The 11463-nt window shown below is 68.9% G+C and carries 14 protein-coding genes; 6 read left to right on the forward strand and 8 right to left on the reverse strand.

Going from position 1 to position 11463, the window contains the following annotated elements; all coding sequences use genetic code 11:
* The first annotated feature begins 155 nt into the window (after positions 1-155).
* Positions 156-413, forward strand: a complete 258-nt coding sequence (locus tag ACGF5C_RS06045; protein WP_007455784.1) for a WhiB family transcriptional regulator — start codon at positions 156-158, stop codon at positions 411-413.
* Between the two features lie 86 nt (positions 414-499).
* On the opposite strand, the gene ACGF5C_RS06050 is transcribed toward ACGF5C_RS06045, so the two are convergent.
* Positions 500-949, reverse strand: coding sequence for a metallopeptidase family protein (locus ACGF5C_RS06050; protein WP_089001916.1), 450 nt, complete (start codon positions 947-949; stop codon positions 500-502).
* Between the two features lie 155 nt (positions 950-1104).
* Between ACGF5C_RS06050 and ACGF5C_RS06055 the strand changes: the two genes are divergently transcribed.
* Positions 1105-1473 (forward strand): DUF3499 domain-containing protein, encoded by a 369-nt coding sequence (locus tag ACGF5C_RS06055; RefSeq protein WP_393297141.1) that lies wholly within the window; start codon positions 1105-1107, stop codon positions 1471-1473.
* A 137-nt stretch (positions 1474-1610) separates the two neighbouring features.
* On the opposite strand, the gene ACGF5C_RS06060 is transcribed toward ACGF5C_RS06055, so the two are convergent.
* The 5 genes from ACGF5C_RS06060 to ACGF5C_RS06080 all read right to left on the reverse strand — a co-directional run bounded on the left by ACGF5C_RS06060 (position 1611) and on the right by ACGF5C_RS06080 (position 5237).
* Positions 1611-1766, reverse strand: a complete 156-nt coding sequence (locus tag ACGF5C_RS06060) for a hypothetical protein (protein WP_393297142.1) — start codon at positions 1764-1766, stop codon at positions 1611-1613.
* Between the two features lie 37 nt (positions 1767-1803).
* Positions 1804-2568, reverse strand: a complete 765-nt coding sequence (locus ACGF5C_RS06065; protein WP_393297144.1) for an NAD(P)/FAD-dependent oxidoreductase — start codon at positions 2566-2568, stop codon at positions 1804-1806.
* Complete coding sequence (locus tag ACGF5C_RS06070; protein ID WP_393297146.1) at positions 2549-3001, reverse strand: NAD(P)/FAD-dependent oxidoreductase; 453 nt, start codon at positions 2999-3001, stop codon at positions 2549-2551. The genes ACGF5C_RS06065 and ACGF5C_RS06070 overlap by 20 nt, the downstream gene beginning before the upstream one ends.
* A gap of 286 nt (positions 3002-3287) precedes the next feature.
* A complete protein-coding gene (locus ACGF5C_RS06075) occupies positions 3288-4235 on the reverse strand; it encodes an aldo/keto reductase (RefSeq protein ID WP_393297148.1) in 948 nt (315 codons plus the stop codon).
* An 87-nt stretch (positions 4236-4322) separates the two neighbouring features.
* Entirely contained in the window at positions 4323-5237 is a 915-nt protein-coding gene (locus tag ACGF5C_RS06080; RefSeq protein WP_393297150.1) for an aldo/keto reductase, read from the reverse strand.
* A 166-nt stretch (positions 5238-5403) separates the two neighbouring features.
* On the opposite strand from ACGF5C_RS06080, the gene ACGF5C_RS06085 reads away from it, so the two are divergent.
* The gene (locus ACGF5C_RS06085) at positions 5404-6276 is read left to right on the forward strand and encodes an AraC family transcriptional regulator N-terminal domain-containing protein (protein ID WP_393297152.1); all 873 of its coding nucleotides are present in this window, start codon (positions 5404-5406) and stop codon (positions 6274-6276) included.
* A gap of 298 nt (positions 6277-6574) precedes the next feature.
* Here ACGF5C_RS06085 and ACGF5C_RS06090 read toward each other — a convergent pair whose 3' ends face one another.
* A complete protein-coding gene (locus ACGF5C_RS06090) occupies positions 6575-7921 on the reverse strand; it encodes an aspartate aminotransferase family protein (protein WP_393297154.1) in 1347 nt (448 codons plus the stop codon).
* 635 nt (positions 7922-8556) lie between these two features.
* On the opposite strand from ACGF5C_RS06090, the gene ACGF5C_RS06095 reads away from it, so the two are divergent.
* Entirely contained in the window at positions 8557-9327 is a 771-nt protein-coding gene (locus ACGF5C_RS06095; protein ID WP_393297156.1) for a Scr1 family TA system antitoxin-like transcriptional regulator, read from the forward strand.
* Entirely contained in the window at positions 9318-9518 is a 201-nt protein-coding gene (locus tag ACGF5C_RS06100) for a DUF397 domain-containing protein (protein ID WP_393297158.1), read from the forward strand. The genes ACGF5C_RS06095 and ACGF5C_RS06100 overlap by 10 nt, the downstream gene beginning before the upstream one ends.
* 42 nt (positions 9519-9560) lie before the next feature.
* Here the strand turns inward: ACGF5C_RS06100 and ACGF5C_RS06105 are convergent, their stop codons facing one another.
* A complete protein-coding gene (locus tag ACGF5C_RS06105) occupies positions 9561-10073 on the reverse strand; it encodes an Lrp/AsnC family transcriptional regulator (RefSeq protein ID WP_393297160.1) in 513 nt (170 codons plus the stop codon).
* 204 nt (positions 10074-10277) lie between these two features.
* Here ACGF5C_RS06105 and ACGF5C_RS06110 point away from each other — a divergent pair, with 204 nt between their 5' ends.
* Complete coding sequence (locus ACGF5C_RS06110) at positions 10278-11462, forward strand: extracellular solute-binding protein (RefSeq protein ID WP_393297162.1); 1185 nt, start codon at positions 10278-10280, stop codon at positions 11460-11462.
* Position 11463: the final 1 nt, after the last annotated feature.

The following is an 11463-nucleotide window of genomic DNA, read 5'->3' on the forward strand; positions in this document are numbered from 1 at the left end:
TCAAGTTCGGCTTGACGGCGCACGCATTACACGCGTGTAATTTGAATGGGGTTGTTCGCACGGTACGCAACAAATCGGGACCGGACGGACACGCGCGCCTTTCGCGTGGGGGGTTGCAGCGGCGATGACGCCGGTGCGCGACAAGGAGGCATTTGATGGACGGCCAGCTTGAGGTGGCCGACCTGCTCGGAAACGCGCCGGAGTGGCAGGAGCGGGCGCTCTGCTCGCAGACCGATCCGGAGGCGTTCTTCCCCGAGAAGGGCGGCTCGACCCGCGAGGCGAAGCGGATCTGCTCGCGCTGCGAGGTCAAGACGGAATGCCTCGAATACGCTCTCGGGCACGACGAGCGGTTCGGGATCTGGGGTGGGCTCTCGGAGCGGGAGCGGCGCAAGCTCAAGCGGCGGGCCGCCTGAGCGCTGCCGGGCCGGGGCGGTGGGGGCCGCCCGGCTCAGGCGCAGTCGAACCGGTCGCCGTTCGCGGCGGCATCCGGCGGGGCGGCTCAGGCCAACTCGTCCGGATCGACCCCGAGCAGGTTGGCCACCTGCTCGATGATCACGTCGTGCACGAGATCGGCGAGATCCTCGCGGTCCATGGCGCGGAACTCCAGCGGCCGGCGGTAGAGCACGATCCGCGGGGGCACCTCCTGCCGGCCCGGCCGGCCGGGCAGCAGCCGGGCGAGCGGCACCTCGCCGTCCTCCAGCACGTCGGAGTCGTAGACGTTCAGGTCCGGCGGGACGTCCTCCACCGCGAACTCGACCCCGGCCAACTCCTTGGCGAACCGCCGTTCCAGGGTCTCGACGGTGTCCAGCACGAGGTCGTCGAAGATCTCCGCCTTCGTCCGCGCCAGCGGCACCGTCGCCGGCACCAGCCGCCCGCGCAGGCCGCGCCCGTGCCGGTCACGGTGGGCGCGCCGGCCGGGGCCGGGGCGGCGGTGTTCCGGGCTCGTCATGAGGGACAGGTTAGCTCCCACACCGACCTGGCCTGCGGCAGCGCGGCGGGTGTGGCGCGGCGCGGGTCGCGCCGGGCCGAATTGTGATCACCGTGACGGGCGTGTCGCAACGCGAAGCAGTGCGCCGGACCCGGTAATGGAGATACCCTGCCGCCGTGAGGTCACCACGGCGCTGCTCCCGTAACGGCTGCCCCCGGCAAGCGGTCGCCACGCTGACCTATGTCTACAACGAGTCGACAGCCGTGGTGGGGCCGCTGGCCGCCTTCGCCGAGCCGCACACCTACGACCTCTGCGAGCCGCACGCCCGCAGCCTGACCGCGCCACGCGGGTGGGACGTCGTCCGGCACGAGGGCGAGTTCGAGCCCCCGCCGCCCACCACCGACGACCTGGTCGCCCTCGCCGAGGCCGTCCGCGAGGCCGCCCGCCCGGTGGCCCCCCGCCCACCCGAGGACGACGAGACCCTCAACACGGCCCCCCAGACGGGCCGCCGCGGCCACCTCCGCGTAATCCCCCCCACCCACTAACCCCCCCGGCCCCCCGGCCCCTCCGGGCCCCCACCCCGCCCTCGCCCGTTGATCATGAAGTTGTTGCCGCGCGCTTCGGCGTGTCGCGGCAACAACTTCATGATCAACGGGCTCGTGGGTGGGGTGGGGGTGGGGGGTTAGTGGGCTCGGAGGCGGGTGGGGTGGGTGGCGCGGCGGGCGGGGCGGTCCGTGCGGTTCTCCGCCGCGTCGGCGGAGAACATCAGCCGCAGGCCCGCGTTCACGGCCAGCCAGCGCAGCGGCTCCGGCTCCCACTTCGGGGAGCGGTGGTTCACCCAGGGCAGGGCGGTCAGGTCCGTCCGCTCGCCCGGATCAGGTCGGCCAGGGTCCGCCCGGCGAGGTTGCTGGTGCCCACGCCGTCGCCGACGTACCCGCCGGCCCAGGCCAGCCCGTCGGCCCGGTCGAGACCGACCGAGGCCGCCCGGTCCCGGGCCACCCCGAGCGGGCCGCCCAGGTGTGGGTCACCGGCACGTCAGGGCCGAGCACCGGGAACAGTTCGCCGAGCGTACGGCGCAGTGCCGCGAAGACCGCCGGCTCCCGGTCGTAGCCGGGGGTGACCCGGGAACCGAAGTGGTAGGGCGCGCCCCAGCCGCCGAAGGCGAGTCGGCCATCGGCGGTGCGCTGGCCGTAGACGATGACGTGCCGGTGGTCGGAGAAGGTCTCCCGCTCGGCGAGGCCGATCCGCGCCCAGGTCGCGGCGGGCAGCGGCGCGGTGGCGACCATCAGCGAGTAGACCGGCGCGACGGCGCGGCGCTGCCCCGGCAGGCCGGGCGTGTAGCCCTCGGCGGCCCGCACCACCACCGGTGCGCGCACCGTGCAGGCCGGGCGTGTAGCCCTCGGTGGCCCGCACCACCACTGTTGCCGCACCGTGCCGGCCGGGGTCACCGCCGCGCCGGGCCGGATCCGGGTCACCCGCGTGCCCTCGTGGATCGTCACCCCTCGGCGTTCCACCGCCCGGGCCAGGCCGCGCACCAGCCGGGCCGGGTGCACCGCCGCGCAGTGCGGGGTGTACGTGCCGCCGCGTACCCCCTCGGCGGCGCAGCGGGCGGTGGCCGCGTCAGCGTCGAGCAGCGCCAAGTCCTCCGGCCCGAGCCCGTATGCCCGTGCCTCCGCGACGGCCGCGCGCCCGGTCGAGCTGGGGGCCGGTGCGGGCGAGCACCACCGTCCCGCCGTACGCCCAGTCGCAGTCGATGCCCTCGGCCGCGACGACCCGGCCGACCTCGGCGACGGTGGCGTGCAGGGCGCGCTGCATGGCGATCGCCGCGTCCCGCCCGCGCCGCCGGGCCAGCGCGGGCAGCGAGGTGGGGAACAGCGCCGAGCACCAGCCCCCGTTGCGGCCCGACGCGCCGTAGCCGGCGACCTGTGCCTCCAGCACGGTGATCCGCAGCGTCGGGTCGGCGACCGCGAGGTAGTACGCCGTCCAGAGCCCGGTGTAGCCGGCCCCGACGATCACCACGTCCGCGTCGGCGTCGCCGGTGAGCGGCGGGCGCGGGGTCAACGGCTCGTCCACCGTGGACAGCCAGTCGACGTCGTCCGCGCGCTGGCCCAGGTTGCCGGCGGGAGCGCCCCGCCGCCGCGTCGGGCGATGTCGGACGCTGACCGTACGGTTTCACCATGCAGCAGGCAGACGTCTCCTCCACACCCACCAGGGCGCCGATGCTCGTCGTGCGATGGGAGGCACTTGAGGACTAATGCTCGGAGAAAGCCCTGTTAGGTAAGATCATCTTTGGTGGGGGCCGGACGTCGTCTTGGCGGATGTGGGGGCAATAATGATCGTTTTCGCCCCCATGCACCCATTACCACCGATCGCCTACTACGCCCTGATTGATAAGGGATTCAAGACGGTCCAAGTGCTCTGTTCGCAAGGTGATATCTTGAGATGCCCAGTTTTCCTCCAGGCGTTCGGTTTTCCGCGTCCCTGGCATCGCGGTGACACCGCGCAAAAGAATCCATGCCAATGCGACCTGAGCCGGCGTGGCTTCCATCTCTTCCGCGACGTCAACTACAAGATCGGCCAATCGGCTGTTCTTGGCGATTGCTTCCTCGGTGAATCGCGGATTGTCCAACCTCCAGTCTCCGGGTTCTAGATCGCTTCGCGAGCGGATCGCCCCGGACAGGAATCCTCGGCCAAGGGGGCTGTAAGCCACAAATCCGATGCCAAGTCTTTGAATTGTTGGCAGGATGTCGGCCTCAACGTCCCGCGACCACAATGAGTACTCGGTCTGGAGCGCACTGATGGGATGAACTTCGTGGGCTCGGGCGATGGTTTCCGGGTCTGCCTCACACAGGCCGATATAGCGTACCTTCCCCGCCTCCACGAGATCGGCCATGGCGCCGGCCGTCTCCTCGATCGGTGTTTCGGGGTCCACGCGATGCTGATAGTAGAGGTCGATGTAGTCGGTCCCGAGGCGCTTCAGTGAGGCATCGCAACAAGCCTTCACATAATCCGCAGTTCCTTTGACACCTTGCCAGCTGCCGTCTTCGCCTCGGGAGACGCCGAATTTGGTTGCCAAGGTTATTTGGTCGCGGCGCCCCTTGAGCGCCTTGGCCAACAACATTTCATTCGTGAACGGGCCGTACATGTCTGAGGTGTCCCAGAACGTGCATCCAATGTCTGCTGCCCGGTCGAGAACGGAAAGATTCTGAGCTTCCGAAGAGGACCCGTAAAATTCCGACATTCCCATGCAGCCCAAGCCGATCGCAGGCACACGAAGGCCTTGGGACCCGAGGTTGATCTGTTTCATAACTTTGATGCTCTTTCGCTCAGAACAGGCGGTCGCCGCCGGCACCAGCCGCTTGCGGCGCGGTCGGAGTGCTGCTGCTGGGTCGGCTCATGGAGCCTTGGTGGGGTCCCCCATGGCCCAGGCGACCCCGTCGCCGCGGTCCATCTTCTCGATCGCAGCCATGTCCTCGTGGTCGAGGTTGAAGCCGAAGATGTCGGCGTTCTTTCGGATGCGGTCGGGGTTGGTGCTCTTCGGAAGCACCGGGTACCCCTTCTGGACGGCCCAGCGCAGCAGGATCTGCGCCTCGCTCACACCGTACTTCGTGGCCATGACCTTGAAGGGGGCGTCCGCTCGCTCGCCGTCGTCCTTCATCTGGTCCGTCTTTGCGCTGTCGTGCCCCTCGGCGGTCCGCCAAGTGGAGAGCGGGACCAGGCTGCTGTAGGCGATGGGTGCGACCGCGTTGTCGTTGAGGTATCGAACTAGCTCGGGCTTCTGCGACCAGGGATGAAGCTCGATCTGGTTGGCATCCGGCATGGGCAGGCCCGCTGCCCTCAGCTCCTCGATGTGCTTGATGCTGAAGTTGCTCACGCCGATCGCACGTGCTTTTCCCTGTCGCTTCAACTCGACGAGCCCGCGCCACTGGGCGAGCCTCTGGTCGCGTTCGAACGGCGCATGGATCAAGTAGAGATCCACATAGTCCAGCCCTAGCCGCTCGAGGCTCTCGTCGAGCGACGCCACCGTGGACTCGGTGGTCTTCGCCGGCTGCCCCCACGCCGGGTTTCCGGGCCAGAGCTTCGTGGTGACGAAGAGGTCGCTCCTCGTCAACCCCTCGGACTCGAGCGCCTGCTTGATGCCCGCCCCGACGCCCGATTCATTCTGATAGCCCTCCGCGGTGTCGATGTGCCGGTAGCCGGCGCGAATGGCCTCACTCACCGCTGCGGCAACCGCGCCGTCGGGGATGAGGAACGTGCCAAAGCCGAGGTACGGGATTTCGACATCAGTGGTCAGTGTTCGATTCTTCAATCGCTTCTCCTTGGAACTCGACAGGTGAAGACCCTAACCAGCCCCGGGCCTACAGCGCCTGCCCGTTCCTCTAGGTCGCTTGCCTATTCCTGCACATGTCGGGAGAGGCTGACTGGTCCCAGGACTGATACAGTGGCCGGTCGAGGAGATCGATGGAGGCTGAAGCATGCACGTGGAACGGCTCATCGAGCAGGCTTCTCGTCGCGTCCCGGCGGCCGGAAACGACCAGCAACAAACCGCCCAGCCGATCGATGGTCTCCAAGTCTTCCGGCAGAACTCCCCGAGTTCGTTGGAAGCTTCGCTGTACGAGCCCGTCCTGTGCCTAATCCTCCAAGGCGGGAAACAGGTCGCGATCGGAGAGCAGACGTTGTCGGTCGGCCCGGGAGAGTGCCTCCTCGTGAGTCACGACCTGCCCGTGTGCTCCAGAATCACGAAAGCTCCATACCTGGCGCTGGTCTTCGAGGTAGACATCACCACCATCAGGGAGCTCTACGACAAGGTCACAGAATCGGCGCTCGACAGCGAACGCGCTCGCGCGGCGCAGACGCATCAGGCGGATCCCGCGCTGCTGGATGCACTGCTTCGATACTTGGCGCTCTCCGACTCGCCTACGGACGCGAAGGTACTCGGCCCGCTCACGTCGAAGGAGATCCACTACCGCTTGCTGGTCGCTCCGTTTGGCGGAATGCTTCGCAGTCTCATTCGCCACGACAGCAACGCGAGTGCCATCACCCGCGCCATCGGCCACATCCGCGATGACATCCGCTCGCCGATTGCGATTCCGGATCTCGCAAGGCGAGTCGGAATGAGCGCGTCGTCATTTCACAAACACTTCAAGACGATCACCTCAACGACCCCGCTGCAATACCAGAAGGAGGTTCGCCTGCTCGAGGCACGGCGACTCCTGATGACGGGCGGCGCCTCGGTCACCGCCACCGCTTTCGATGTCGGGTACGAGAGCCCGAGCCAGTTCAGCCGCGAGTACGCACGCAAGTTCGGGATCCCCCCGAGCCAGGATTTAGCACACGCGACCGGCTAGAGTCGGCTCGGAATCCTATCTCCTCCAATGGCCGGATAACTGCACACCGGGGCAAGTTGCCCCCTCAAGATCACCCTGCTATCCCTTCCGGCCATATCCCGGCAGCCCTATCGGGACTTCTTGGAGCATTGGTCCTCAAGGGCCTGGAAGGCCGGCAAGATCCACGTCAGCCAGGACGGGCATCAAGACATGGTGCGACGACAGGTCCTGGTAGCGCATCGGCCGCTCCCGGTGCGGAAACGGCCGGGTCGACCACACGCCGCGGGGCGCGCGGCCGGCCCGGCCGGGTGGACGAGGGTTACAGGCGCGCCCACGCCTCGGTGAGCACGGCGCGCAGGATCTGCTCGATCTCGTCGAACTGCTGCTGCTCGGCGATCAGCGGCGGCGCGAGCTGCACGACGGGGTCGCCCCGGTCGTCGGCGCGGCAGTAGAGCCCGGCGGAGAACAGCGCGGTGGACAGGAAGCCGCGCAGCAGCCGCTCGGACTCGGCCTCGTCGAAGGTCGCCCGGGTGGTCTTGTCCTTGACCAGCTCGATGCCGTAGAAATAGCCGTCGCCGCGTACGTCGCCGACGATCGGCAGGTCGTGCAGCTTCTCCAGGGTGGCGCGGAAGGCCGCCTCGTTGGCCCGGACGTGCCCGACCAGGTCCTCGCGGGCGAAGACCTCCAGGTTGGCCAGGGCCACCGCGCAGGAGACGGGGTGGCCGCCGAAGGTCACGCCGTGGGCGAACATGCCGGTCTCGGTCAGGAACGGCTCCATCAGCCGGTCGCTGGCGATCATCGCGCCGAGCGGGGCGTAGCCGGAGGTGATGCCCTTGGCGGTGGTGATGATGTCGGGCTGGTAGCCGTACCGAACGGCGCCGAAGTATTCGCCGAGCCGGCCCCAGGAGCAGATCACCTCGTCGGAGACGAGCAGCACGTCGTACGCGTCGCAGATCTCCCGGACCCGCTCGAAGTAGCCGGGCGGCGGCGGGAAGCAGCCGCCGGAGTTCTGCACCGGCTCCAGGAACACGGCGGCGACCGTGTCCGGCCCCTCCCGCTCGATGGCCCGGCCGATCTCCTCGGCGGCCCAGCGGCCGAACGCCTCGGGGGAGTCGCCGTGCTCGGGGGCGCGGTAGAAGTTGGTGTTCGGCACCTTGATGCCGCCGGGGACCAGCGGCTCGAAGTCGCTCTTGATGCCGGGCAGGCCGGTGATCGACAGCGCGCCCATCGAGGTGCCGTGGTAGGCGATGTAGCGGCTGACCACCTTGTGCTTGTTCGGCCTGCCGGTGCGCTTGAAGTAGGCGCGGGCGAGCTTCCACGCCGCTTCGACCGCCTCGGAACCGCCGGTGGTGAAGAAGACCCGGTTCAGGTCTCCGGGGGTGAGCGTGGCGATCCGCTCGGCCAGCTCGACGGCCTTCGGGTGGGCGTACGACCAGAGCGGGAAGTAGGCCAGCTCGCACGCCTGCTTGGCGGCGGCCTCGGCCAGCTCGGTGCGCCCGTGGCCGGCGTTGACGACGAAGAGCCCCGCGAGGCCGTCCAGGTAGCGGCGGCCCTGGGCATCCCAGACGTACGCGCCCTCGCCGCGCACGATGGTCGGCACCTCGCCGGCGGAGTAGCTCGCCATCCGGGTGAAGTGCATCCAGAGGTGGTCGGTGGCGTCGGCCATGTCAGCCCCATCGGGTCTCGGGCCGGTCAAAGGTGACACCGGCCGCTCTGCCCACGGTTATCCCACAGTCCGGCGGCCAAAAGCAAGTGGGATCGGTGGTATGTGGTCCATTCGGCAACGGAATCAGCGAGCGCGTGTCCGGTCGGCAACGGAATCCGTATCGGTTGTTGACGGCTGGTCGGCGTCCGTCGGTGCCGTCAGGGTGCGCCCCTGTCGCCCTGTCGAGCTGAATCGTCTGCGACATCACCGCCGGGCTGGAGCGCGCATCGTGGCGCTGACGGGGTTGATTCGTCTGCGGCATCGCGCCGGGCTGGAGCGCGCATCGTGGCGCCGACGGGTCTGATTCGTCTGCGACATCAGCTCGACAGGCGTTGGCAAGGCAGGGGGCCGGGTCGTTCACGACCTGTCGTGACGCCCGCGAACCAGCACCGCGCTTTCCGCGCCGGTCGCCCTTCCGGCGCTCGCCGTTGGACGGCGGAGAGTGCGCGGGGGCAGGTCCAGGGCCTTTCCCGGGCGGTTGCCGGGCGGCCCGGATGCGCGAAAGACGTCCAGGCGCGACACGCCGGTTGGCGTGCGACTCGGGGGCTGAGCGTGGCTAGGGTGCGCCGGAGTGTGATCCCGGAACGGAGGGTCGGATGGCGAACGAGGCGCTGTGCGTGGCGATGGCCGCGAAGGGCGAGACCGTCGAGTCGCTCGCGGAGAAGGTGCGCGTCGACCCGAAGACGGCGGGCCGGTGGCTCACGTCGGGCCGCATCCCGCACCCCCGGACCCGGCTGGCGGTGGCCGAGGTGCTCGACCGCGACGCCGCCGAGCTGTGGCCCGAGCCGTTCCGCCGCCGCGATCTTCCCTGGTTCCGACCCTGGGCCGAACTGGAGCAGGACGCCACCTCGATCCGGTCGTATGAGCCACTGTTGGTGCCGGGCCTGCTTCAGACCGAGGGGTACGCCCGCGCGGTGCTGGGGACCGGCGGCCTGCTCCCGGCGGCCGAGGTGGACGAGATCGTCGCCGGCCGGCTGGCCCGGCAGGCGATCCTGGCGCGGGACGCTCCGCCGCAGCTCGTCGCCGTGATCGACGAGGTGGTGCTGCGGCGGCTCGTCGGGGACCGGGCGGTGATGGCCGGCCAGTTGGCTCACCTGCTGAGGGTCGTTGAGCAGGAGCACGTGCAGGTGCGGGTGATCCCGGCCGAGGTCTCCTGGCGCACCGGGCTCGCCGGGCCGTTCGTCCTGATCCGTCTGCCGGACGGCGCCGAGGCGGCCTATGTGGACAACCAGCTGCGCGGTCAGGTCGTGACGGAGAGTGCCGACATTGCTAGCCTGGGCGGCAGATGGGAGAGCGTTGCCGGCGAGGCGCTGCCGCGACGCCGGTCGATCGAGCTGATCAGGGAAGTGGCGACGACATGGACATGACCGACGCCCGCTGGCGCACCGCCACCCGCAGCAGCAACAACGGCGGCAACTGTGTCGAGGTGGCCGACAACCTGCCGGGCCGGGTGCTGGTGCGGGACAGCAAGGACCGCGTCGGCGGCACCCTCACCTTCGCGCCCGCCGCGTGGCGGGCGTTCGTCGCCTCGGTGGGGCGCGGCGGGGGCGCCGGCTGAGGTCGACCAGCGGCCAGAGCTGACAGGCGGCGAGCGGCCCGCTCAGGCGGTGCCCCAGGTGTACGTCTGCTTGCGCAGCTTGAGGTAGACGAACGCCTCGGTGGAGAGCACGCCCTCGACCGACCGCAGCCGCTGGAGGATCTCCAGCAGGTGGTCGTCGTTGCGGCAGACCACCTCGGTCAGCAGGTCGAACGAGCCCGCCGTGATCACCACGTAGTCGACCTCGTCCAGCTCGGCGAGGCGGTCGGCCACGGCCTCCAGGTTGCCGTTCGTACGCAGGCCGATCATGGCCTGGCGGGGGAAGCCGAGCTGGAGCGGGTCGGTCACCGCGACGATCTGCATCACCCCGGCGTCGAGCAGCCGCTGCACCCGCTGGCGCACCGCCGCCTCCGACAGCCCGACCGCCTTGCCGATGGTCGCGTACGGTCGGCGGCCGTCCTCCTGGAGCTGCTCGATGATCTGCTTCGCCACGTCGTCGAGCAGTGCGTGGCTGGCACCCTCGCGGACGGTGACCCTGCGTCCGCCGTTGGCGTTGTCCTGCTGCCGGTTCGTCATCGACCGCTCCCCATGTCCGTACCCGGGCTGAGCCTAGTGCCCCCGGGCAGTCTGGCGTATTTCGTCGTGCAGAGCTATTCCGGCAACGGAATCCCTTGTAAGGAAGGTCACCCCATGTCAGGATCAGTCGTCCACCGCACCTGACCCTCCCGTCGGCGCGCCACCCCCGTCCCGCCGCCGACGATGACCCCTAGGAGTCGTCACATGCGTACTCCCTTTCGGCCCCTCACCCGGCGTGGACTCCTGACCGGCACCCTCGGCTCGGCCGCGCTGCTCGCCGCCGGCGGCTCGCTGGCCGGCTGCGGCACCAAGGCCGCCACCCAGACGGAGGCCGGCTGCGTCAGCGAGGACCTGTCCGCCACCGAGAAGAAACTGGCCTTCTCCAACTGGCCGCAGTACATGGACGTGGACGAGAAGGACGAGTCCAAGCGGCCGACCCTTGACGCGTTCGTCGCCCAGAGCGGCATCCAGGTCGCCTACACCGAGGACGTCAACGACAACAACGAGTTCTTCGGCAAGGTGCAGAACCAGCTCGCGGGCTGTCAGGGCACCGGCCGGGACGTCATGGTCCTCACCGACTGGATGGCGGCGCGGATGATCCGCCTCGGCTGGGTCCAGAAGCTCGACAAGTCGAAGCTGCCCAACGTCGAGGCCAACCTGCTGCCGTCGCTGCGCAACCGGTCCTTCGACGCCGAGAACCAGCTCGCCATCCCGTGGCAGTCCGGCCTGGCCGGGCTGGCCTACAACGGCAAGGTGACCAAGGAGATCCGGACGGTCGACGAGCTGCTCACCCGCCCCGACCTCAAGGGCAAGGTGACGGCGCTGTCCGAGATGCGCGACACCATGGGCCTGCTGCTCCAGTCGAACGGCCACGACCCGGCGAACTTCACCGGCCCGCAGTTCGACGACGCGCTCAACAAGCTCAAGAAGGCCGTCGACTCCGGCCAGATCCGCCGGTTCACCGGCAACGACTACGCGCCGGACCTCGCCAAGGGCGACATCGCCGCGTGCATCGGCTGGTCCGGCGACGTCATCCAGCTCGGCTTCGAGGACGACAAGGTCAAGTTCGTGGTGCCCGAGTCGGGCGTGATGCTCTGGTCGGACAACGTCCTCGTGCCGAACAAGGCCACCCACAAGGGCAACGCCGAGCAGATCATCAACTACTACTACGACCCGGCGGTCGCCGCGAAGCTCGCCGCGTTCGTGAACTACATCTGCCCGGTCCAGGGCGCCAAGGCCGAGATGGAGAAGATCGATCCCGAGCTGGCAGCCAACCCGCTGATCTTCCCCGACGACACCATGCTGTCGAGGTCCAAGGTCTTCATGGCGCTGGACGAGAAGCAGGAACGCGAGTACGAGAGCAAGTTCCAGCAGGTCATCGGGGCGTGAG

This window comes from Micromonospora sp. NPDC047620, from assembly GCF_043205005.1.
In the GTDB taxonomy this organism is placed as follows: Bacteria; Actinomycetota; Actinomycetes; order Mycobacteriales; family Micromonosporaceae; genus Micromonospora.